Below are 22632 nucleotides of genomic sequence, written 5' to 3'. Positions count from 1 at the left end.
GGAGCTGTCCTGTGTCCACATTGCCCACCCTTGCGTTCGCCGGTATCGGCCTGATGGGCCTGCCGATGTGTCGCCGCCTGCTGGCGGCCGGTTACCGTCTGCTGGTCTGGAACCGCTCGCCCGACAAATGCGCGCCGCTGGTTGCGCTCGGCGCCACGGCGGTGGCGACGCCGGCCGAACTCTGCGCTGCCGATATCGTGTTGCTGTGCCTGGCCGATACCGCCGCCGTGCGCGAGGTGGTGTTCGGCAAGGGCGGGCTCGCCGAAGGCGGCAAGCCGGGCAAGCTGCTGGTCGATCATTCCAGCCTGGAACCCAGCGCGACGCGCGACATGGCCGCCGAGCTGGAATTCCGCAGCGGCATGCGCTGGGTCGATGCCCCGGTCTCCGGCGGCACCGCGGGGGCGGAGAACGGCACGCTGGCGATCATGGCCGGCGGCCGGGTCGAGGATGTCGAGCGCGTGCGGCCAGTGCTGATGCATCTCGGTCAGCGCCTGACGCACATGGGTGAGGTCGGTGCGGGGCAGGTCAGCAAGGTCTGCAATCAGATGATCGTCGCCTGCAATGCGCTGGTGATCGCCGAGGTGGTGGCGCTGGCCGAGCGTGCCGGGGTCGATGCCAGCCTGCTGGCGCCGGCGCTGGCCGGTGGTTTCGCCGACTCGCGGCCGCTGCAGATCCTCGCGCCGCAGATGGCGGCGAGCGAGTTCGAACCGGTGAAATGGCACGTGCGCACGCTGCTCAAGGACCTGGATACCGCGGTGAAACTGTCCCGCGAGCAGGGCTCGGCGACGCCGATGAGTGGCCTGGCCGCGCAGCTGATGCGTCTGCACGGCAGTCAGGGCAACCTGCAGCGCGACCCGGCGACGCTGGTGCAGCTGTACCGTGAGGACGAGTCATGAAAATCGCCGCCAACCTGTCGCTGCTGTTCGGCGAACTGCCACTGGCCGAGCGGGTGCTGGCCGCGCGTGTCGCCGGTTTCGACGGCGTGGAAATCCAGTTCCCCTATGAGCTGCCGGCCGTGTTGCTCAAGGGGCTGCTCGACCGTGCCGGCCTGCCGCTGGTGCTGATCAATCTGCCGGCCGGCGATCTGATGCAGGGCGGCGCCGGTCTGGCGGCGGTGCCGGAGCGTCAGGCCGAGTTCGAGGCGGCTTTGCAGGAGGCCCTGACCTACGCGCTGATGGTCCGTCCGGCCTGCGTCAACGTGCTGCCGGGACGGCTGGCCGACGGCGTGGCGCGCGAGGAAGCGCTGGAGACGCTCGAACACAATCTGTGGATGGCCGCCGATGCCTTCGACATGCTCGGCATCCGCGTGCTGTGCGAGGCGATCAATCCGCTGGACATGCCGGGCTTCCTGATCAACAGCGCCGCTGATCTCGCCGTCTTGCTGGAGCGCGTCAATCATCCCAACTGCCAGGCGCAGCTGGACTTCTATCACATGGCGCGGCAGGGGTTGGACCTCGCCGGATGCGTCGAACAACTGCGCGGGCGCATCGGTCACGTGCAGTTCGCCGACTGTCCCGGGCGCGGCGCGCCGGGCAGTGGCGGAGTCGACTTCAGCGCCGCGCTGCAGGCCCTGCAGGCGAGCGGCTACACGGGCTGGCTCGGCGCCGAGTACAAGCCGGGCGAGGCGGGCACCGCGGCGAGCCTGGCCTGGCTGGCCGAATGGCAGGCGCGCTGAGCCATCGCGCGGCATAAGCGCAGGTGATGTTTGCAGACGACGGGGGAGGCAGGTTCTAGAGTCAGGTTCGAGTCCCGGCTGGTCTGGCCGGTTACAACAAGAACAATCGAGACCGACGTCATGCAGCCTTCCACCCAAGCTTCGAACGCCTGGCGCGTGCTGTTCCTGCTGTTCCTGGCGAACCTGTTCAATTTCTTCGATCGCACCATTCCGGCGATCATCGCCGAGCCGATCCGCCTGGAATGGAGCCTCAACGACTTCCAGCTCGGCCTGATCGGCACCGCCTTCACCATCGTCTACGCCATCGCCGGTCTGCCGCTGGGGCGCATGGCCGACCTCGGTTCGCGGCGCAAGATCATGGGCTGGGGGCTGACCGTCTGGAGCGGGCTGACGGCGGTGAATGGTCTGGCCTGGAACTTCTGGAGCTTTCTGCTGGTGCGCATGGGCATCGGCATCGGCGAAGCCAGCTATGCGCCCGCCGCCAACTCACTGATCGGCGACCTGTTTCCGGCGCACAAGCGTGCGCGGGCGATGGGGATTTTCATGCTCGGCCTGCCGCTGGGGCTGCTCCTGGCGTTCTTCACCATCGGCTCGATGGTCGAGGCGTTCGACAGCTGGCGCGCGCCGTTCTTCATCGCCGCGGTGCCGGGGCTGGTGCTGGCGCTGTTCATCTTCCTGATCCGCGAGCCGCAGCGCGGCGCCGCGGAGGCGGTGCAAGTCTCGCAGGCGCCGGTGCAGCAGCCGATGCGCAAGGTGCTGGCGATTCGCACGTTCTGGTGGCTGGTGCTGGCCGGGCTGGCCTTCAACTTCGCCACCTATGCCTGCAACGCCTTCATGGTGCCGCTGCTGATGCGTTATCACGCCGTACCGCTGGTGGAGGCGTCGGTCGCCACCGGGGTGATCGTCGGGTTCACCGGCTTGATCGGTCTGACCCTCGGCGGCTGGATCGCCGACCGCATCCACCAGCGTTTCGCCCGCGGCCGGCTGATCTTCGCGGCGCTGAGCATGCTGGTCGCCACGCTCGCCACCGGCTACGCGCTGCTGGCCGGGCGCATCGAGGTCGGCGTGTTCGTCGCGGTGTTCAGCGTCGGCTGGCTGTTTTCCTACAACTTCTATACCTGCGTCTACACCGCCATCCAGGATGTGGTCGAACCGCGACTGCGGGCGACGGCGATGGCGCTGTTCTTCGCCGGGCTGTATCTGCTCGGTGGCGGCATGGGCACGGTGGTGGTGGGCCTGCTCTCGGATCATTTCGCCGAAGCGGCGATGCTGGCGGCAGGTGCAGCGCAAATGAGCGAGACGTTCCGCGCCGAGGGGCTGCACGCGGCGATGTACCTGATCCCTGCCTCGCTGCTGCTGACCATGCTGTTCCTGTTCCAGGCGTCGCGGACGTTCTGCGCGGACGCGCGGCGGATGACGGCGGGCATGGCCGAGGATGGCGCGGCAGGCGAGGCGGTGCCGGCTTAGCACGGGCGTACGGATACGACAGCCGGACTGCATCGGCGCGCCGCCTCCAGTACACTGCGCGGCCGTTTTTTGGCAGTCCGGTACGCACCATGCAGAACGCTTCGCCCGCCCGCGCCTGTGGCATCGACTTCGGCACCTCCAATTCCACGGTCGGCTGGTGGCGGCCGGATGTCGATTCCCTGATCGCGCTGGAAGGCGAGCAGCCGACGCTGCCTTCGGTGGTGTTCTTCAACACCGAGGAGCGCCGGCCGGTCTACGGCCGCCAGGCGCTGAACGAATACCTCGAAGGCTACGAAGGCCGGCTGATGCGCTCGCTCAAGAGCCTGCTGGGTTCCAAGCTGCTGAAGAGCGAGACCACCGTGCTCGGCAGCGCCATGCCGTTCAAGGACATCCTCGGGTTGTTTCTCGGCACCCTCAAGCAGCGTGCCGAAGCGGTGGCCGGGCGGCCGTTCGAGGAAGTGGTACTGGGGCGCCCGGTGTTCTTCGTCGATGACGATCCGCAGGCCGATCGCGAAGCGGCGCAGATGCTCGCGGCGGCAGCGCACAAGATCGGCTTTCGCGACGTCTCGTTCCAGTACGAGCCGATCGCCGCGGCGTTCGATTACGAGTCGCGCATCGAGCGCGAGGAGCGCGTGCTGATCGTCGATATCGGCGGCGGCACCTCGGACTTCTCGCTGGTGCGGCTGTCGCCCGAACGGCGCGCGGTCGATGACCGCCAGGCGGATATCCTCGCCACCGGGGGCGTGCATATCGGCGGTACCGATTTCGACAAGCAGCTCAGCCTGCACGGGGTGATGCCGCTGTTCGGCTATGGCAGCCGGATGAAGAGCGACGCGCCGATGCCCACCAGCACCCACCTCAACCTGGCCACCTGGCACACCATTAACGCGGTCTATGCGCCGGCCTCGCAGCGGGCGCTGCAAAGCATGCGCTACGACATCGTCGACCCCACCGGCATCGACCGGCTGTTCCGCCTGATCGAGCAGCGTGCCGGGCACTGGCTGGCGATGCAGGTGGAGCATGGCAAGATCGCGCTGACCGAGCAGACATCCCATGCCATCGATTTTCAGCGCATCGAACCGGCGCTGCGTGCAGAGCTGACCCGCGACGGCTTCGAGCGCGCCATCGCGCCGCTGCTCGAACGCGTCGCTGGCGGGCTGGAGCGCTTGCTGGCGGACGCCGGTGTGCGCCATGACGCGGTCGACACGGTGTTCTTCACCGGTGGTTCGAGTGCCGTGCCGGCGCTGCGGCAGTGTGTCGCCGAGTTGCTGCCGGGTGCGCGCCACGCGCAGGGCAACCGCTTCGGCAGCATCGGCAGCGGCCTGGCCATCGAGGCGCGCAAGCGCTACGGTTGATCCGAGTCCGAGCGGCGTCCGCTCGGTCGGATGGCTGCCGCACAGGGGGATCGTCATGGCCTACCGGATACGCCCGTCACGCAATGCCGCCAAGGAGGTGCGCAAGGCCGCGCTGGATCGCATCGACAAGGCGATCCAGGCGCTCGGCGCCGCACCGGCGGAGCGCGCCGAGGGCATTCACCAGGCACGCAAGCGCTTCAAGGAGCTGCGCGCATTGTTGCGACTGGTGCGCGAGCCGCTGGGCCGGCGTTTCGGGACCGACAACCGGCGCCTGCGCGACATGGGCCGGCGGCTGGCCGAATCACGCGATGCCACGGCCATGCTGGAAAGCTGGGACGCGCTGGCGCGGCGCAACCGGCGGCTGTTCGGCAGCGAGGCGTTGCGCCAGGTGCGCGTTCGGCTGCAGCAGCGAGCCGCACCGGATGGCGAGGTGCATGCCGGCGTCGAGGAGGAGGTCGCGCAGGTGCTGGGCGAGCTGCGCGCGCTGACCGCGGACGCCAGACAATGGCAACTCGCGGGCAAGGGCTTCGCCCTGCTGGCCGACGGGCTGAAGCGGACCTATGCCGATGCCGTGCGAGACCTGGCGCGTGCCGAGAAAGCCGGCAGCGACGAACTGCTGCACGAGTGGCGCAAGCGCGTGAAGGATCACTGGTATCACTGCCAGTTGCTGTCGCCGTGCTGGCCGGAGGCGATGGAGCGGCGGTGCGAACAGCTCAAGCGGGTCGCCGACGCGCTGGGCGACGATCACGATCTGGCGGTGATGCAGCAGCTGATGCAGCACGAACCCGAGCTGTTCGGCGAGGCGCAAACCCACGAGCAACTGCGGCGTTGCATCGAGCGTCGGCGTGCGCAGCTGCAGCAACTGGCGCGGCGCCTGGGGCATCGCCTGTTTGCCGAGAAGCCGAAAGCGCTGGTGACGCGCTTCGATGCCTACTGGCGCATCGCGCGCAGCGAGCAGGGCTGAACGCCCGGAGCCTTCGGCGGGCGGCAGGCTAACCCGCCGCCCTCAGCTCAGCCGGCCACCAGGACCCGGATCGCCTCCAGGCGCAGCGCGGCTTTTTCCAGCGCGGCCAGGCCTTCTTCGCGCTGCTGGCGCAGCGCTTCGATCTCGCTGTCGCGCACGCTCGGGTTGACCGCCTGCAACGCGACCAGGCGGGCAAGTTCTTCGTCCAGTCCGGCCTTGAGCTTGCGCTGCGCCTCGGCGACGCGTTCGGTGTGGCGCGGCGCGACCTTGGCTTCGGCGGCGGCGATCTGCGCGGCGAGCACGTCGCGCTGGGCCTGGACGAACTTGTTGGCGCTGTTGCGCGGCACGCTTTCCAGCTGATCGTTGAGCGTATCGAACGCCACCTTGGTCGCCAGATCGTTGCCGTTACCGTCGAGCAGGCAGCGCAGCGCCAGCGGCGGCAGGAAGCGGCTCAGCTGCAGCGCGCGCGGCGCCACCACTTCGCTGACGAACAGCAGTTCGAGCAGGACGGTGCCGGGTTTGAGCGCCTTGTTCTTGATCAGCGCCACCGCGGTATTGCCCATCGAACCGGACAGCACCAGATCCATGCCGCCCTGCACCATGGGATGTTCCCAGGTCAGGAACTGCATGTCCTCGCGGGCCAGGGCCTGCTCGCGGTCGTAGGTGATGGTGACCGCCTCGTCGTCGCCGAGCGGGAAGCTGGCATCCAGCATCTTCTCGCTGGGGCGCAGCACCAGGGCGTTCTCGGAGTGGTCTTCGCTGTCGATGCCGAAGGCGTCGAACAGCTGCTCCATGTAGATCGGCAGGGCGAACTGGTCGTCCTGTTCCTCGATGGCTTCGACCAGCGCCTTGCCCTGTTCGCCGCCGCCGGAGTTGAGTTCCAGCAGGCGGTCGCGACCGGTGTGCAGTTCGGCTTCGAGGCGCTCGCGCTCGGCGCGGGCCTCGTCAATCAGGCGCTGGAACGCCTCGTCGTCGCCTTCTTCCAGCTGTGTCAGCAGGCGCGGGCCGAACTGGTGCTGCAGGGCGTTGCCGGTCGGGCAGGTGGCCAGGAAGGCGTTCAGTGCCTCGTGATACCACTGGAACAGGCGCTGCTGCGGGCTGGTTTCCAGATAGGGAACGTGCAACTGGATGACGTGCTGCTGGCCGATACGGTCGAGACGGCCGATGCGCTGTTCGAGCAGGTCCGGGTGCGCCGGCAGGTCGAACAGCACCAGATGATGGGCGAACTGGAAGTTGCGGCCCTCCGAGCCGATCTCGGAGCAGATCAGCACCTGCGCGCCGAACTCCTCGTCGGCGAAGTAGGCCGCGGCGCGGTCGCGCTCGAGGATGCTCATGCCCTCGTGGAACACCGTGGCTGGAATGCCCGAGCGCACGCGCAGCGCGTCCTCCAGGTCCAGCGCGGTTTCGGCGTGGGCGCAGATCACCAGTACCTTGTACTTCTTCAGCATCTTCAGGGTGTCGATCAGCCATTCGACGCGCGGGTCGAATTGCCACCAGCGCGTGCCGGCCTCGCCATCGTCCTGCTGGCTCTGGAAGGCCACCTCCGGGTACAGCTCGGCATGTTCACCCAGCGGCAGTTCCATATATTCGGCCGGGCAGGGCAGCGGGTAGGGGTGCAGCTGGCGCTCCGGGAAGCCCTGCACGGCGGCGCGGGTATTGCGGAACAGCAGGCGGCCGGTGCCGTGACGGTCGAGCAGCTCGCGGATCAGCCGGCTGCTGGCCTCGATGTCGCCATCGGTGGCGGCGGCGAGCAGAGCCTCACCTTCGGCGCCGAGGAAGGTGTGAATGGTCTCGTGAGCTTCCTGCGACAGGCGACCGTCATCGAGCAGTTCCTGTACCGCCTGGGCGACCGGCTGGTAGCTGCTGCTTTCCGCGCGGAAGGCCTCCAGGTCATGGAAACGGTTGGGGTCGAGCAGGCGCAGGCGCGCGAAGTGGCTGTCCTGACCGAGCTGTTCGGGGGTCGCGGTGAGCAGCAGCACCCCGGGGATCACTTCGGCCAGCTGTTCGACCAGCTGGTACTCGGCGCTGGCACCGTCCGGATGCCAGACCAGGTGGTGCGCCTCGTCGACCACCAGCAGGTCCCAGCCGGCGGCGAAGGCGGCATCCTGGGCGCGTTCGTCGTCCTTCAGCCATTCCAGCGAGACCAGCGCGAGCTGGGCGTCCTCGAACGGGTTGCTGGCGTCGCTCTCGATGAAGCGCTCGTCGTCGAACAGCGCGACCTCCAGGTTGAAGCGCCGGCGCATCTCCACCAGCCACTGGTGCTGAAGGTTCTCCGGCACCAGGATCAGCACGCGGCTGGCGCGACCGGAGAGCAGCTGGCGATGGATGATCAGGCCGGCCTCGATGGTCTTGCCCAGACCCACTTCATCCGCCAACAGCACGCGCGGGGCAATGCGGTCGGCGACTTCCTTGGCGATGTGCAGCTGGTGCGCGATGGGTTGCGCACGCACGCCGCCCAGGCCCCACAGCGACGACTGCAGCTGGGTGCTTTGATGCTGCAGAGTGTGATAGCGCAGGCTGAACCAGGCCAGCGGATCGATCTGGCCGGCGAACAGGCGGTCGCTGGCCAGGCGGAACTGGATGAAGTTCGACAGCTGGGTTTCCGGCAGGGTGCGGGCTTCGTTCTGTGCGGTGAAGCCGTGATAGACCAGCAGGCCGTCGACGTCGTCGACCTCACGCACGGTCATCTTCCAGCCTTCGAAATGGGTAATCTCGTCGCCCGGGGCGAAGCGCACGCGCGTCAGCGGTGCGCTGCGCGTGGCGTACTGGCGGGTTTCGCCGGTGGCGGGATAGAGCACGGTGAGCATTCGCCCGTCGTGGGTCAGGATGGTTCCCAGCCCGAGCTCGGCTTCGCTGTCGCTGATCCAGCGTTGCCCCGGTAGATACTGCTGCGCCATGCTGCCTCCGCTGTGAAAAAAGCCGGTTATGGTAACGGAACGCCGCGTCGAGAGCGACGACGACCGACGGCCTTCGAGCACAGGAAGTGTAGCGGCCCTGCTACAGTGACAAACAACGATCCACCTCGATGCGCAACAGGGCTCACGCATGCTGCCACCCATCCCCTCAGGCGTCTTTCCGGTCAGTGCGCAGCAGGACGCGGTCAAACCGCGGCCGGATATCCAGCCCGTTGCGCCGGTGGAACCGGCCGCCGGGGAGAGTGCCATCGCCCTGGACCGCCGCCACCCGCAGGAAACCGAGCAGATGCTGCGCGATGAGCAGCGTCGACGGCAGCGGCGCGGATCGACGCCGGGCGAGCAGGCTCCTGACGTCCCGAACGAGGGCGACGCCCGCGATGATGCAGACGAGCGCCCGCGCCAGGGCCGGTGGGTGGATGTCGAAGTCTGAGCTGTGCCACGTGCCGTGGCGGTGGTCGGGTGATCGTGCATGACCGACCCGCTGTCCTTGCCCGATGCCGATCTGCGCTATCTGCCGCAGTGGCTCGCGGCGCCGCTGGCGGATGCGTGGCTGGCCGAGCTGATCGAGCAAACCCCGTGGCAACAGCCGCAGATCAGCCTTTACGGCCGCCGTGTGGCGATCCCGCGGCAAGTGGCCTGGTACGGTGATGCGCAGGCGAGCTATCGCTATTCCGGCCTGCAGCACGAGCCGCTTCCCTGGACGCGCTTGCTCGCGGCGATACGCGAGCGCTTGCAGGACGAGCTCGGACAACCATTCAACGGCGTGTTGCTCAATTACTATCGCGACGGCCAGGACGCGATGGGCTGGCACAGCGATGATGAACCGGAGCTGGGGCACGAGCCGCTGCTGGCGTCACTGAGCCTGGGCGCCACTCGGCGCTTCGATCTGCGGCGCAAGGGCAGCCAGCGCATCGAGCATTCCATCGCCCTCGAACATGGCTCGCTACTGGTCATGGGCGGGGCGACCCAGCATCATTGGCAGCACCAGATCGCCCGCACCCGCAAGGTCCGGACGCCGCGGCTTAACCTGACCTTTCGCCTGATCCATCCACGGACCCGAGCATGAGCAGTGACGACGACAAGCTGATCGATTTCAGCGCTGAGCGCGACAAGCGCATTCATGAGCAGAACGACAAGCGCCTCGCGCAGATGCGCAAAGCCTTCGAGCAGGTGCTGCCGCTGGGGCAGGACAAGAAGAGTCGCAGCAAGAAGAAGCCGAAGAAACGCTGATTTCGCCGATGCACGAGCGTCTGGCGAGCACGGCTGCGACGGCCGGTCGGGCGCTCCGATCCTCTCCCGTTAGCCCCGTATTCACGCCGCAATACCCGGCCAACGCGCCGATTTCGTCTCGAAACACCCCTCCTTTCTTGATCCAGATCAGTCGCCGGGCACGCTTTTCGTCGGCCATCTGCGGCTATTGACATCGATCAATTTTGTGCGCCGAAGAGCGCATTAACGTGCGCCCATCGGACAGCAAAACAGCTTCGGAGGGAAGGTCTCATGTTCGTCGATAATGTGGTGCTCGCAGGGGTGGTCACGGTCGGCCTGATGGTCGCCTTCCTCGGTGGATTCGCATATTTCATCTGGCGGGACGCGCAAAAGAAAAAGCGCAGCTGATCCCGCTCGATATAAAGAGCACGCAAGGCATTTGGGCGACCCTAGGTCGCCTTTTTTTTGCTCTTGATTTATGCGACGGCCGAGGTTGGGGAGGCCTCGGTCAAAGAGCCGCCCGCGCAACGGCACGGAGCGGCAGGGAGGGGGGTCAGCCGATGCTGATCGGCGGCAGTTCCTTCAGCTCCACGGTTTCGTGCTTGCGTGGGGCCAGCACTTCGGCCTCGCCATCGACGACCTGCTCGTCGTTCTGGTTGAACACCTGCGTGGCGATGCGCACGCGGTTCTTCGGCAGCTTTTCCAGAATTTCCAGGCGCACGGTGAGGGTGTCGCCGATCTTCACCGGGCGGGTGAACTTCATGGTCTGGCCGAGATAGATCGTGCCCGGCCCCGGCATGGTGCAGGCCACGGCAGCGCTTATCAGCGCACCGCTGAACATGCCGTGCGCGATGCGCTCGCGAAACAGCGTGCCAGCGGCGAACTCGGCGTCCAGATGCACCGGATTGCGATCGCCGGACATGGCCGCAAACAGCTGGATGTCGCGTTCGCCGACGGTTTTCTCGAAGCTCGCGGTCTGACCTACTTCCAGCGCGGAGTAGGGCGTGCTGCTGATGGTATTCATGCTCGGTATCTGTCCTTGGTCGCAGAGAGGGGGAAGCGGCGTGCCTGCTCGGAAGAGCGCGCGCACCGGTCGGGCTGAAAAAGGTGCGCTGCATTCTAGTGGTTGACGCGAAGCTTGTCCCGACGTCCGGGGCGCTTGGTCGGAGATGGAAGATTCACAGCGGTGATGGGGGCTGGTGCGCGCTTGCACCCTGGTGATGAGCTGCTAAGTTCGGCTCAGCCCGAATACCCGCACGGGCCAGACACTCTCAGGTCAAGAGGCTAATAACAATGCAACCTGAATTCTGGAATGACAAACGTCCCGCCGGCGTGCCGAACGATATCGATATGTCCGCCTACCGCTCCGTGGTCGAGGTGTTCGAGCGTGCCTGCAAGGCGCACGCGGATCGTCCGGCCTTCACCAACATGGGCGTCACCCTGACCTACAGCGATCTCGAACGCCACTCCGCGGCTTTTGCGGCCTGGCTGCAGAACCACACCGACCTGCAGCCGGGCGAGCGCATCGCCGTGCAGATGCCCAACCTGCTGCAGTATCCGATCGCTGTGTTCGGCGCGCTGCGTGCCGGACTGGTGGTGGTTAACACCAATCCGCTGTACACCGTGCGGGAGATGCGCCATCAGTTCCAGGATTCCGGCGTGCGTGCGCTGGTATATCTGAATACCTTCGGCCGGCAGGTGCAGGACGTGCTGGCCGACACCCGCATCGACTACCTGATCGAGGCGAAGATCGGCGACCTGCTGCCCGGCCTGAAGGGCGCGCTGGTCAACGCCGCGGTCCGGCATGTGAAGAAGATGGTGCCGGCCTACAGCCTGCCGCAGGCGGTCTCGTTCAAGACGGTACTGCGCGAGGGCGCACGCCACAGCCTGCGGCCGGTGCCGCTGAGCCAGACGCACCTTGCGGTGTTGCAGTACACCGGCGGCACGACCGGCGTGGCCAAGGGGGCGATGCTCAGTCACGGCAATCTGGTGGCGAACATGCAGCAGGTACGGGCCAACATGCAGCAACTGGATGACAAGGGCCACCCGGTCATTCGCGAGGGGCAGGAGGTGATGATCGCGCCGTTGCCGCTCTATCACATCTACGCCTTCACCGTGAATTGCATGTGCATGATGGTGACTGGCAACCACAACGTACTGATCACCAACCCGCGCGACATCAACGGCTTCGTCAAAGAGCTGCAGCGCTGGCGTTTCTCCGGCTTCCTCGGCCTGAATACGTTGTTTGTCGCGCTGATGTCCCATCCGGACTTTCGCCGGATCGACTTTTCCGCACTCAAGGGCACCAATTCCGGCGGCACGGCACTGGTTTCGGCGGTGGCCGAGCGCTGGCAACAGCTGACCGGCTGCACCGTGGTCGAAGGCTACGGCCTCACGGAAACCTCGCCGGTAGTCTGCGCCAACCCGCACGGCGAGCGTTCGCGGCTGGGTACGGTAGGGCTGCCGGTACCGGGCACCGTGCTCAAGGTGATCGACGACGACGGCCGTGAGCTGCCACTCGGTGCGCGTGGCGAGCTGTGTGTGAAGGGACCGCAGGTGATGCAGGGTTACTGGCAGCGCCCGGAGGCGACCGCCGAGGTGCTCGACGAGGCGGGCTGGCTGCGCACCGGCGATATCGCCGTCATCGACGAGGACGGCTTCGTGCGGATCGTCGACCGCAAGAAGGACCTGATCATCGTCTCGGGCTTCAACGTCTATCCCAACGAGATCGAGGAAGTGGTGATGGCGCACCCCAAGGTCGCCAGCTGCGCCGCTATCGGCGTGCCCGACGAGAAATCCGGCGAGGCGGTCAAGCTGTTCATCGTGCCGCGCGAGCCAGGGCTGACCGTCGAGGAGCTGCAGCGCTACTGCCGCGAGAATTTCACCGGCTACAAGCTGCCGCGCCACTACGTCCTGCGCGACTCGCTGCCGATGACCCCGGTGGGCAAGATCCTGCGTCGCGAGTTGCGCGACATCGCCTGAAACCGCCTGTCAGGCGCTTTGGCGCGGCCTATCTGGCGAGTGACCGAATCGTTATATTCGGTCACTTTGTGCCTTGGTTGTACATAAATGGCTCTATTCGCTCAGTTTCAAAGCTGCTAACCTCGGCCGACTTCTTGCCGCTATCCACGGCACAAAAGTTTACAAAACACAACAAAACAGCTGCCATTGTGTGCAGTGAAGAAGGCTGTCGCTTAGGAGTAGGGTCATGACCGAAAACTTCTGGAAGGATAAATATCCTGTTGGGGTTGCCAGCGAGATCAATCCCGATGAGTACCAGAATATCCAGACAGTGCTGAAACTGTCCTGCGAGCGCTTCGCGGACAAGCCGGCTTTCAGCAGTCTCGGCAAGACGCTGACCTACGGCGACCTCTATCGACTCTCCGGCGATTTCGCCGCCTATCTTCAACATCACACCGATCTGCAACCCGGCGATCGCATCGCCGTGCAGCTGCCCAATCTGCTCCAGTACCCGATCGTGGTGTTCGGCGCCATGCGTGCCGGGCTGATCGTGGTCAACACCAACCCGCTGTACACCGCGCGGGAGATGGAACACCAGTTCAACGATGCCGGCGCCAAGGCGCTGGTGTGCCTGGCCAACATGGCACACCTGGCCGAGGCGGTGCTGCCCAAGACCGGGATCAAGCATGTGGTGATCACCGAGGTGGGCGACATGCTCGCGCCGCTCAAGCGTCTGCTGGTCAACACTGTGGTCAAGCACGTCAAGAAGATGGTGCCGGCCTACCGTCTGCCTTCGGCGGTGCGTCTGAGCGATGCTCTGGCCCAGGGCCGCGGCCGGACGGTGCGTGACGCCAGTCCGAACGGCCAGGATGTCGCCGTGCTGCAGTACACCGGCGGCACCACCGGCGTCGCCAAGGGCGCGATGCTGACGCACCGTAACATCGTCGCCAACATGCTGCAGTGCAAGGCGCTGATGGGCTCGAACCTCGAGGAAGGTCGTGAAGTGCTGATCGCGCCGCTGCCGCTCTATCACATCTATGCCTTCACCTTTCATTGCATGACGATGATGCTCAGCGGCAACCACAACATCCTCATCAGCAACCCGCGCGACCTGCCGGCGATGATGAAGGACCTGGCCCGCTATCGCTTCAGCGGCTTCGTCGGCCTCAACACGCTGTTCGTCGCGCTGTGCAACAGCGAGGACTTCCGCAAGCTGGACTTCTCCGCGCTCAAGGTCACGCTGTCGGGCGGCATGGCGCTGCAGCTGGCCACGGCGGAACGCTGGAAGCAGGTCACTGGCTGCGCGATCTGCGAAGGCTACGGCCTGACCGAAACCAGCCCGGTAGCCTCGGTCAACCCGATCACGCATATCCAGCTCGGCACCATCGGCATCCCGGTGCCCTCGACACGTTTCAAGGTCATCAACGATGACGGCCAGGAGCTGCCGCAGGGCGAGATCGGCGAGCTGTGCATCAAGGGGCCGCAGGTGATGAAGGGCTACTGGCAACGGCCGGAAGCCACCGCCGAGGTGATGGATGCCGAAGGCTTCTTCAAGACCGGCGATATCGGCGTGATCCAGGCTGACGGCTACATCCGCATCGTCGACCGCAAGAAGGACATGATTCTGGTCTCCGGCTTCAACGTCTACCCGAACGAGCTGGAAGACGTGCTGGCAACGCTGCCGGGCGTCCTGCAGTGTGCCGCCATCGGCGTACCGGACGAGAAATCCGGCGAAGCGATCAAGCTGTTCGTGGTGGTCAAGCCGGGCGAGAGCCTGACTCGCGAGCAGGTCATGCAGCACATGCACGATAACCTGACCGGCTACAAGCGCCCGCGCTACGTCGAGTTCCGCGACAGCCTGCCGACCACCAACGTCGGCAAGATCCTGCGTCGGGAGTTGCGTGATCAGGAATTGAAGAAGCTCGCCGAAGCGAGCTGATCGAGCCGCACGATAAGAAGCCCCGCCAGCTGCACGCTGCGCGGGGCTTTTTTTGGGGGCGGCGGAGGTGGTGATCGCCAGCGACGCTGGAAGCACCGCGCGAGGCACGTCCGACGAGCGCTGACATGCGTTTTCTGAGAGACCCTTCACGCTGAAAGGTTTTTTTCGTCGCAGGGGTAAAGTAACCCGAGGATTAAGCCGACAAGCTCTTGCAATACCTAAGTGCCATCACCTTTTGGTCGGTGGTCGCTAGTACTTTAGAGATGGATGCCATGCTTTCGAATCTTCGACTTCGCGCGAAACTCCTGCTACTGGCCCTCGGGCCGATCCTGCTCCTGACGATCATGCTCAGCGGCATCGCCGTGTACGAGCTGCGCAACCTCGCCGAGCAGCAGGAGGAGCACACCCGACAGAGCCTGATCAGCGACCGCCGTGCCGAACTGCAGAACTACGTGCAGCTCGCGCGCAATGCGCTGGCGCCGATCTACGACGCCTCGGCCGACGGCGACATGCAGGCGCGCGACCAGGCGGTGGCGATCCTCGAGCGCCTGTCGTACGGCAAGGACGGCTATTTCTGGGGCTACGACGACAAGTCCGTGCGCGTTCTGCAGGGCAACACCCGCGACAAGATCGGCCAGAGCTTCTACGACTTCCGCGACCCGAATGGCGTCTATGCCATCCGTGAGCTGGTAGCGGCGGCGCAGAACGGCAGCCATTACGTCGATTACAGCTTCGGGCTGGCCGCCAGCAGCACCCTGGTGCCCAAGGTCGGCTATGCCGAGTACCTGCCGAAGTGGAAGCTGGCATTCGGCACCTCGCTCAACCTCGACGGCGTCGAGCGCGACGTCGAAGAGGCGCGCGCCGAGTTTCAGCAGCGCATCGACGTGCTGGTGACCATCATGCTCGGCTCGGCCGCGGCGCTGCTGGTACTGATGGCGATTCTCGCCGTGTTCATGAGCAACGCCGTACTGCGGCCGCTGCTGCTGATAAAAGCCCGTCTGGACGACATGGCGCAGGGCGAGGGCGATCTCACCCATCGCCTGCCGGTGACCAGCAAGGACGAGCTCGGCGAACTGGCCGGCGCCTTCAACCGCTTCGTCGAGAAGATCCATCTGCTGGTACGCCAGGTCGCCGGTACCACCACCGAGCTGACCGGCATGGTGGGCGCGGTGGCCAGCCAGGCGCAGCGTTCCGAGCAGGCCATGGCCAGCCAGCGTCACGAAACCGACCAGGTCGCCACCGCAATCAACGAGATGTCCGCCGCCGCCCATGAAGTGGCCATGAGCGCGCAACGTGCCGCCGAAGCGGCGCAGGAAACCGACCAGCAGGGCCAGGCGGCCAAGCAGGTGGTCGACCAGAGCATCCGCCAGATTCATGAGCTGGTGGTCGAGCTGCGCGGCAGCGGCGAGTCGCTCGAAGGGCTGCAGCAGGATGTGAAAGGCATCGTCGGCGTGCTCGACGTGATCCGTGCCATCGCCGAGCAGACCAACCTACTGGCGCTCAACGCGGCCATCGAGGCGGCGCGGGCGGGCGAGGCCGGGCGTGGCTTCGCCGTGGTCGCCGATGAGGTGCGCGCGCTGGCCAGCCGCACGCAGCAGAGCACCGGTGAGATCCAGGGCATGATCGATCGCCTGCAAAGCGCCACCAGCCACACCGTGACCGCCATGCTGCGCGCCGGCGAGAAGGGCGACAGCACTCAGCAGCAGGCGAACCAGGCCGGCGAATCGCTGGATGCCATCGCGGCGTTGATTGGCACCATTAACTCGATGAATGCGCAGATCGCCGCGGCAGCCGAAGAACAGACCGCCGTGGCCGAAGAGATCAACCGCAGCGTGCATCACATCGCCGATGCGGTGGACACCGTGGCGAGCGACGCCGCGCAAGGCGCGCAGACCTCGCGTGATCTCGGCGGTGTGGCCGAGCGCCTGCAGAAACTGGTCGGCCAGTTCCGCGTCTGATCGTGACGCAACGGCGGCGCAATGCCGCCGTTGCGTTTGGCTTGCCTGCGACTCCCTCCCGAAAACCTCCCCGCCGTCACTTCCAGCCAACCAGGCCGGTGCGTGAGCTGTGCGCGCCCGTACGCCGCGCCGTCGCGTTGCCGCGGAGTTCCGCTGACCCGACCGACGGCATGACCGCCTGGCGCCCCCGCAAGAACGCCGCGGCGAGCCCCCGGGTCTAGCTCCCTATGGCCGCGTCCCCGATACCGGGGAGTGGTGGTGTAAGCCTTAAGCGGCCTGCCCATCAATCACGTCGCAAGGATGAGTCACCCATGCACAAGAACAACAACGCACTACGGGTAGTCGCTTCTCTCGCAATGGCCTTTACCGGCGCGGCTTTCGCCGCACCACCGGTGGAGACCCAACGTTTCGATGATTTCTGGAGTCCCGGCAAACCGGATGCCTCGGTCTGCCGCTCGCCGTTGATGGTCGGCACACCGCTCGGTCTGCCGCGCTGTCTGCAGGCCGGCAACGTACTCAAGCACCTGCAAAGCCTGCAGGACATCGCCAGCCTCAACGACGGCAACCGCGCTTCCGGCCTGCCGGGCTACCAAGCCTCGGTGGATTACGTGCGCAGCAAGCTGGAGCGCGCCGGCTACCGGGTGCGAGTACAGGCCTTTCCCTTCCTCGCCTTCTACCCGACCGGCCCCGGCGTGCTCAATGCGCTGGCGCCGCAGCAGCAGAACTACGTCTGGGAAGAGGACTTCACCTACCTGGAGCAGAGCGATCCCGGCACCGTCACCGCCCAGGTGGTAGCGGTGGACGTCGCGCTCGGTGCCGGCAACACCTCCACCAGCGGTTGCGAGGCAGAAGACTTCGCCGGCTTCCCCGCTGGCGCCATTGCCTTGATCCAGCGCGGCACCTGCGCGTTCGGCCAGAAGGCCACGTTGGCCGCCGCGGCGGGAGCATCCGGCGTGGTGATCTTCAACCAGGGCGATACCGAGGACCGCAAGGGCCTGATGGGCGCCACCCTCGGTGCGGATTACGCTGGCGGCATTCCGGTGCTGTTCGCCACCTACGACAACGGTGCGGCCTGGGCGCAGACCGCCGGCTTGCAATTGAGCATGACGGTCGACGTGATCCGCGAGCAGACCGAAACCTACAACGTCCTGGCCGAGACGCGTCGCGGCAATCCGGACAACGTGGTGATGGTCGGCGCGCACCTGGACTCGGTGGCCGAAGGCCCCGGCATCAACGACAACGGTTCCGGCAGCGCTGCATTGCTGGAGATGGCGCTGCTGATGAGCAAGGCCCATCCGTTGAACAAGGTGCGCTTCGCCTGGTGGGGCGCGGAGGAGTCCGGTCTGGTCGGTTCGACCCATTACGTCACGCAGTTGCCGGACGAGGAAAAGCGGCGCATCAAGGCCTACCTCAACGCCGACATGATCGGCTCGCCGAACTTCGCCAACTTCATCTATGACGGCGACGGTTCGGACTTCGGCCTGCAGGGCCCGCCCGGCTCGGCAGCCATCGAGCGGCTGCTGCGTGCGTACTTCGATCTGCGCAACCAGCCTTCCGAAGGCACGGAAATCGACTTCCGTTCCGACTATGCGCAGTTCTTCGAGGATGGCATCGCCTTTGGCGGGCTGTTCACCGGCGCCGAGGACGTGAAGAGCGAGGCCCAGGCGCAGCGCTATGGCGGTGCGGCAGGACAGGCGTTCGACCCGTGCTACCACAACGAGTGCGACAATCTCGCCAACATCTCCAGCGAAGCCCTCGAGCTGCACGGCGATGCGCTGGCCTTCGCCACCAGCTGGCTATCGCTGTCGACCAAGGCCATCGATGACGAGATTGCCGCCGCCAGCGCCGCGCAGGGCGCCACCACCCTGCGTGCGCAGAAGGTGCAGGAGAAATCCCGCTGGGGTCTCTGGCTGCGCTGATCGTCTGAGCGTCTGACCACCGCGCCGGTTCGCCGGCGCGGTGCGATTGAAGGGCTGTCGGCTCGTCGTTCGGCACCGTGCGAAATCTGCGACAATCGCGCCCTTCACGAATTGCCCCACGGCTGTCCATGACCGACGCAACGCCCGCCTTCAATACCCTGTTCAACAACCTCGACCAGACCTTCAGCGCCGACCGCCATCGCTTGCGCCGGCAGCTGCACGAGCTGCGCAAGAAGCCCGATGAAGGCAAGTTCGCCCAGTGGCTGGAGCGCTTCCAGGCCTCGCTGGCCAAGGTCGAGGCGCGTCGGCAGAGCGTACCGGCGATCCGCTACGACGATGCCCTGCCGATTGCCGCCAAGCGCGACGAGATCAAGGCCGCGCTGGAAAAGCACCAGGTGCTGGTGATCGCCGGTGAAACCGGTTCGGGCAAGACCACCCAGTTGCCGAAGATCTGCCTGGAGATCGGCCGTGGCGTGAATGGGCTGATCGGCCATACCCAGCCGCGCCGGCTGGCCGCGCGCAGCGTGGCGACGCGGGTGGCGGAGGAGCTGGGCGCGCCGCTGGGCGAACTGGTGGGCTATCAGGTGCGCTTCGAGGATCAGAGCACCGAGCGCACGCTGATCAAGCTGATGACCGACGGCATCCTGCTGGCCGAGACCCAGCACGACCGCTTCCTGGAAAAGTACGACACGATCATCGTCGACGAGGCCCACGAGCGCTCGCTGAACATCGATTTCCTGCTCGGCTTCCTGAAAACGCTGCTGCCGCGCCGGCCGGACCTGAAGGTGATCATCACTTCGGCGACCATCGACCTGCAGCGCTTTTCCGAGCATTTCGACGGTGCACCCATCATCGAGGTTTCCGGGCGTACCTACCCGGTGGAAACCTGGTACCGCCCGCTGGCCGCCGAGACCGACGAGGACGGCAACCGGGTCGAGGACGATCTGACCGTCGATCAGGGCATCCTCGCCGCGTTGGACGAGATCGCCGCTCACGAGAAAAGCGTCGGCCAGCGCCCGGGCGACGTGCTGGTGTTCCTCCCCGGTGAGCGCGAGATTCGCGATGCCGCCGAGATGCTGCGCAAGGCCAACCTGCGCCTGACCGAGGTGCTGCCGCTGTATGCGCGCCTGACGCCGGCCGAGCAGCAGAAGATCTTCCGTCCGGCAGCCGGCCGCAAGATCGTGCTGGCCACCAACGTCGCGGAAACCTCGCTGACCGTACCGGGCATCCGCTACGTGATCGACTCGGGCACCGCGCGCATCAGCCGCTACAGCTACCGTGCCAAGGTTCAGCGCCTGCCCATCGAGGCGGTGTCGCAGGCCAGTGCCAATCAGCGCAAGGGCCGCTGCGGCCGGGTCGAGCCGGGCATCTGCATCCGCCTGTACAGCGAGGAGGATTTTCTCTCCCGCCCGGAATTCACCGATCCGGAAATCCTGCGCACCAACCTCGCCGCGGTGATCCTGCAGATGCTGCACCTGCGCCTCGGCGATATTCAGGATTTCCCCTTCATCGAGCCGCCGGACGGCAAGGCCATCAGCGACGGCTTCAACCTGCTGCAGGAGCTCTCGGCGGTCAACCGCGAGAACCAGCTGACGCCGTTGGGCCGCCAGCTGGCGCGCCTGCCCATCGATCCGCGCCTTGGCCGCATGCTGCTGGAGGCCGCGCGGCTTGGCAGCCTGAGCGAAGTGCTGATCGTCGCCAGCGCACTCTCGGTGCAGGACGTGCGCGAGCGCCCGGCCGACCGCCAGCAGGCGGCGGATCAGGCCCACGCACAATGGAAGGACCCGGATTCGGACTTCGCCGCGCTGATCAACCTCTGGCGCGGCTTCGAGGAGCAGCGCCAGGCGCTGGGCGCCAACGCGCTGCGCAGCTGGTGCCGCAAGCACTTCCTCAACTACCTGCGTCTGCGCGAGTGGCGCGATGCGCACCGGCAATTGCTGCTGATCGCTCGCGAGCTCAAGCTCGGCGCGGGTAAGGCGGTGGATGGCTCCGGCCATCCACCCTACGCCAAGGGCAAAACCGATGCCCCGGACGGCCACGTCGGCAAGCATCGTAGGGTGGAAGACGGCGCAGCCTCTTCCACGCGTCCGGCCGATTCCGCCTCCCAACCCGCGCCCACCAAGGACACCAAGGTCAACGCCATCGTCCGCCAGCAGCACGAAGCCAGCGAGGCCGCGCAGAAGGCCAAGAGCTACGCCGCCGTGCACCAGGCGATCCTCGCCGGCCTGCTCAGCCAGATCGGTCACAAGACCGAGGACGGCGATTATCTCGGCGCGCGCCAGCGGCGCTTCTGGATACATCCGGGAAGCAGCATCGGCCGCAAGAAGCCGCAGTGGGTGATGGCCGCCGAACTGGTGGAAACCACCAAGCTGTTCGCGCGCATGGTGGCCAAGATCGAACCGGACTGGATCGAGCCGCTGGCCGGCCACCTGATCAAGAAGAACCACTTCGAGCCGCACTGGGAGAAGAAGCGCGGCCAGGTGGTGGCCTACGAACAGGTGACGCTCTACGGGCTGATCGTGGTTGGCCGCCGCCCGGTGCACTATGGGCCCATCGACCCTCCGGCGGCGCGCGAGCTGTTCATCCGCGAAGGCCTGGTGCGTGGCGAGATCAACAGCCGTGCCCGCGCGCTGACAGCCAACCGCGAACTGCTCGAACGCATGGACGAGCTGGAGGCCAAGGCGCGGCGTCGCGACATCCTCGCCGACGAGGAAACCCTGTTCGGCTACTACGATGCGCGCCTGCCAGCGGACATCTACCAGACCGCCAGCTTCGAGAACTGGTACAAGCGCGAGAGCCAGAAGAACCCGCAGCTCCTGATCATGCGCGAGGAGGACGTGCTCGCCCGCGAGGCCAGCGAGGTCACTGCCGCGCAGTACCCGGACCACCTGCGCATCGGCGAGCTGCAGTTGCCGCTGGAATACCACTTCGAGCCCAACCACCCGCGCGACGGCGTGACCCTGCGCGTGCCGGCGCCGCTGCTGCCGCAACTGCGGCGCGAGCGGCTCGACTGGCTGGTGCCGGGGCTGATCGAGGCCAAGGCGGTCGCGCTGGTGCGCGGCCTGCCGAAGGCGATCCGCAAGAACTTCGTGCCGGTGCCGGACTTCGTCGGCGCGGCGCTTTCCAAGATCGCCTTCGGCGACGGCGCGCTGCCCGAGGCGCTGGGCCGCGAACTGACGCGCATGACCGGCGCCCGCGTGGCGGACGAAGCCTGGGCCGAGGCGGCCGCCGGGTTGGAAAACCACCTGAAGATGAACATCGAAGTGGTCGACGCGCGCGGCAAGTTCCTCGGTGAAGGGCGTGACCTGGCCGAGCTGACCGCGCGCTTCGCCGAGGCCAGCCAGTCCGCGCTGGCGCCGCCGCAGCAGAAGGCCGAGCAGAAGCCGGTCGAGGCCAAGGGTTTTGCCCAGGTCGCGGAAAAGGCCCAGGCGAAGATGGCGGGCTTGTCGATGACGGTCTACCCGGCGCTGGTCGAGGAGGCCGGGGTGGTGAAGGAGGCGCGCTTCCCGACCCAGGTCGAGGCCGACTGGCAGCACCGCCGCGCCCTGCAGCGCCTGTTGCTGCAGCAGCTGGCGGAACCCGCCAAGTACCTGCGCAACAAGTTGCCGGGCCTTACTGAGCTGGGCCTGCTCTACCGTGACATGGGCAAGGTCGATGCACTGGTCGAGGACATCCTGCTGGCCAGCCTGGACAGTTGCATCCTCGACGGCGAAGCCCAGCTACCGCGTGACGGCGCCGCACTGGCGTCGCTGGCCGAGCGCAAGCGCGGCGACTGGACCGCGCACGCCGAACGGCTGGCGCGCCTGACGCTGGAAATCCTCAAGCACTGGCACGGCCTGCAGAAGCGCTTCAAGGGCAAGATCGATCTGGCCCAGGCGGTGGCGCTCAACGACATCAAGGCGCAGCTGGGCAACCTGGTCTATCCGGGCTTCGTCCGCGAAACGCCGGCCGAGTGGCTGAAGGAATACCCGCGCTATCTCAAGGCCATCGAGCAACGCTTCGAGAAGATCGGCGCGCAGCTGCAGCGTGATCGCGTCTGGTCCGGCGAGCTGGGCGGCTACTGGGAGCAGTACCAGGCGCGGCTGCACAAGCACCAGCAGGAGGGCAAGCGCGACCCGCAGCTGAGCCAGTACCGCTGGATGCTGGAGGAGTACCGCGTCTCGCTGTGGGCCCAGCAATTGGGAACCCGGATGCCGGTATCGGACAAGCGCCTAAACAAGCAGTGGAGCCAGGTCGAGCCCTGATCGCCGGGGCGACCGTTCCACGCAGA

At 66.3% G+C, this 22632-nt stretch carries 16 protein-coding genes and 1 pseudogene; 15 read left to right on the top strand and 2 right to left on the bottom strand.

Annotated elements, in window-relative coordinates; translation table 11 throughout:
* The first annotated feature begins 11 nt into the window (after positions 1-11).
* From U8L64_RS11260 to U8L64_RS11240, 5 genes are all read left to right on the top strand, one after another.
* A complete protein-coding gene (locus U8L64_RS11260) occupies positions 12-896 on the top strand; it encodes an NAD(P)-dependent oxidoreductase (protein ID WP_054093731.1) in 885 nt (294 codons plus the stop codon).
* On the top strand, positions 893-1675 hold the full coding sequence (locus tag U8L64_RS11255) for a hydroxypyruvate isomerase family protein (RefSeq protein ID WP_102827382.1): 783 nt from the start codon (positions 893-895) through the stop codon (positions 1673-1675). The genes U8L64_RS11260 and U8L64_RS11255 overlap by 4 nt, the downstream gene beginning before the upstream one ends.
* 120 nt (positions 1676-1795) lie before the next feature.
* Positions 1796-3142, top strand: coding sequence for a spinster family MFS transporter (locus U8L64_RS11250; RefSeq protein WP_333397344.1), 1347 nt, complete (start codon positions 1796-1798; stop codon positions 3140-3142).
* Between the two features lie 89 nt (positions 3143-3231).
* Positions 3232-4497, top strand: coding sequence for an Hsp70 family protein (locus tag U8L64_RS11245; protein WP_043295988.1), 1266 nt, complete (start codon positions 3232-3234; stop codon positions 4495-4497).
* Between the two features lie 55 nt (positions 4498-4552).
* A complete protein-coding gene (locus U8L64_RS11240) occupies positions 4553-5461 on the top strand; it encodes a CHAD domain-containing protein (protein WP_156716381.1) in 909 nt (302 codons plus the stop codon).
* Positions 5462-5508: 47 nt separating this feature from the next.
* Here U8L64_RS11240 and rapA read toward each other — a convergent pair whose 3' ends face one another.
* Complete coding sequence (gene rapA, locus U8L64_RS11235) at positions 5509-8358, bottom strand: RNA polymerase-associated protein RapA (RefSeq protein ID WP_043295990.1); 2850 nt, start codon at positions 8356-8358, stop codon at positions 5509-5511.
* Positions 8359-8506: 148 nt separating this feature from the next.
* Here rapA and U8L64_RS11230 point away from each other — a divergent pair, with 148 nt between their 5' ends.
* The 4 genes from U8L64_RS11230 to ccoM all read left to right on the top strand — a co-directional run bounded on the left by U8L64_RS11230 (position 8507) and on the right by ccoM (position 9993).
* Positions 8507-8806, top strand: a complete 300-nt coding sequence (locus U8L64_RS11230) for an aspartate-semialdehyde dehydrogenase (protein ID WP_234301990.1) — start codon at positions 8507-8509, stop codon at positions 8804-8806.
* 39 nt (positions 8807-8845) lie between these two features.
* Positions 8846-9442, top strand: a complete 597-nt coding sequence (locus U8L64_RS11225) for an alpha-ketoglutarate-dependent dioxygenase AlkB family protein (protein ID WP_273526156.1) — start codon at positions 8846-8848, stop codon at positions 9440-9442.
* Entirely contained in the window at positions 9439-9606 is a 168-nt protein-coding gene (locus U8L64_RS11220) for a hypothetical protein (RefSeq protein WP_165595268.1), read from the top strand. The genes U8L64_RS11225 and U8L64_RS11220 overlap by 4 nt, the downstream gene beginning before the upstream one ends.
* A 270-nt stretch (positions 9607-9876) precedes the next feature.
* Entirely contained in the window at positions 9877-9993 is a 117-nt protein-coding gene (ccoM, locus tag U8L64_RS11215) for a cytochrome c oxidase subunit CcoM (protein ID WP_008568212.1), read from the top strand.
* Between the two features lie 145 nt (positions 9994-10138).
* Here ccoM and U8L64_RS11210 read toward each other — a convergent pair whose 3' ends face one another.
* Positions 10139-10609: a MaoC family dehydratase gene (locus U8L64_RS11210; protein WP_008568211.1), complete on the bottom strand. Its 471-nt coding sequence runs from the start codon at positions 10607-10609 to the stop codon at positions 10139-10141.
* Between the two features lie 269 nt (positions 10610-10878).
* Between U8L64_RS11210 and fadD2 the strand changes: the two genes are divergently transcribed.
* From fadD2 to hrpA, 6 genes and pseudogenes are all read left to right on the top strand, one after another.
* Positions 10879-12567 (top strand): long-chain-fatty-acid--CoA ligase FadD2, encoded by a 1689-nt coding sequence (fadD2, locus tag U8L64_RS11205; protein WP_043295993.1) that lies wholly within the window; start codon positions 10879-10881, stop codon positions 12565-12567.
* Positions 12568-12793: 226 nt separating this feature from the next.
* Positions 12794-14485, top strand: coding sequence for a long-chain-fatty-acid--CoA ligase FadD1 (gene fadD1 / locus U8L64_RS11200; protein ID WP_333397330.1), 1692 nt, complete (start codon positions 12794-12796; stop codon positions 14483-14485).
* 263 nt (positions 14486-14748) lie between these two features.
* Positions 14749-15585: pseudogene (locus U8L64_RS20375) on the top strand (cache domain-containing protein); the annotation flags it as partial.
* Between the two features lie 57 nt (positions 15586-15642).
* Entirely contained in the window at positions 15643-16443 is an 801-nt protein-coding gene (locus tag U8L64_RS20370; RefSeq protein WP_442965287.1) for a methyl-accepting chemotaxis protein, read from the top strand.
* 311 nt (positions 16444-16754) lie between these two features.
* The gene (locus U8L64_RS11190; protein ID WP_333397325.1) at positions 16755-18362 is read left to right on the top strand and encodes a M28 family metallopeptidase; all 1608 of its coding nucleotides are present in this window, start codon (positions 16755-16757) and stop codon (positions 18360-18362) included.
* Between the two features lie 128 nt (positions 18363-18490).
* Entirely contained in the window at positions 18491-22606 is a 4116-nt protein-coding gene (gene hrpA, locus U8L64_RS11185) for an ATP-dependent RNA helicase HrpA (RefSeq protein ID WP_333397323.1), read from the top strand.
* Positions 22607-22632: the final 26 nt, after the last annotated feature.

Origin of the sequence: Pseudomonas sp. FIP_A4 (genome assembly GCF_036701605.1) — a bacterium.
Lineage (GTDB): Bacteria > Pseudomonadota > Gammaproteobacteria > Pseudomonadales > Pseudomonadaceae > Stutzerimonas > Stutzerimonas phenolilytica.
The sequence above is the reverse complement of the archived record's forward strand: the minus strand, read 5'-3'. Positions and strand labels throughout refer to the sequence as shown.

Coding starts and splice junctions, on each gene's coding strand:
- U8L64_RS11210 (WP_008568211.1), bottom strand. CDS start 10,609: ATGAATACCATCAGCAGCACGCCCTACTCCGCGCTGGAAGTAGGTCAG.
- U8L64_RS20370 (WP_442965287.1), top strand. CDS start 15,643: ATGGTGGGCGCGGTGGCCAGCCAGGCGCAGCGTTCCGAGCAGGCCATG.
- U8L64_RS11255 (WP_102827382.1), top strand. CDS start 893: ATGAAAATCGCCGCCAACCTGTCGCTGCTGTTCGGCGAACTGCCACTG.
- U8L64_RS11225 (WP_273526156.1), top strand. CDS start 8,846: ATGACCGACCCGCTGTCCTTGCCCGATGCCGATCTGCGCTATCTGCCG.
- hrpA (WP_333397323.1), top strand. CDS start 18,491: ATGACCGACGCAACGCCCGCCTTCAATACCCTGTTCAACAACCTCGAC.
- rapA (WP_043295990.1), bottom strand. CDS start 8,358: ATGGCGCAGCAGTATCTACCGGGGCAACGCTGGATCAGCGACAGCGAA.
- U8L64_RS11220 (WP_165595268.1), top strand. CDS start 9,439: ATGAGCAGTGACGACGACAAGCTGATCGATTTCAGCGCTGAGCGCGAC.
- U8L64_RS11250 (WP_333397344.1), top strand. CDS start 1,796: ATGCAGCCTTCCACCCAAGCTTCGAACGCCTGGCGCGTGCTGTTCCTG.
- ccoM (WP_008568212.1), top strand. CDS start 9,877: ATGTTCGTCGATAATGTGGTGCTCGCAGGGGTGGTCACGGTCGGCCTG.
- fadD2 (WP_043295993.1), top strand. CDS start 10,879: ATGCAACCTGAATTCTGGAATGACAAACGTCCCGCCGGCGTGCCGAAC.
- U8L64_RS11245 (WP_043295988.1), top strand. CDS start 3,232: ATGCAGAACGCTTCGCCCGCCCGCGCCTGTGGCATCGACTTCGGCACC.
- fadD1 (WP_333397330.1), top strand. CDS start 12,794: ATGACCGAAAACTTCTGGAAGGATAAATATCCTGTTGGGGTTGCCAGC.
- U8L64_RS11240 (WP_156716381.1), top strand. CDS start 4,553: ATGGCCTACCGGATACGCCCGTCACGCAATGCCGCCAAGGAGGTGCGC.
- U8L64_RS11230 (WP_234301990.1), top strand. CDS start 8,507: ATGCTGCCACCCATCCCCTCAGGCGTCTTTCCGGTCAGTGCGCAGCAG.
- U8L64_RS11190 (WP_333397325.1), top strand. CDS start 16,755: ATGCACAAGAACAACAACGCACTACGGGTAGTCGCTTCTCTCGCAATG.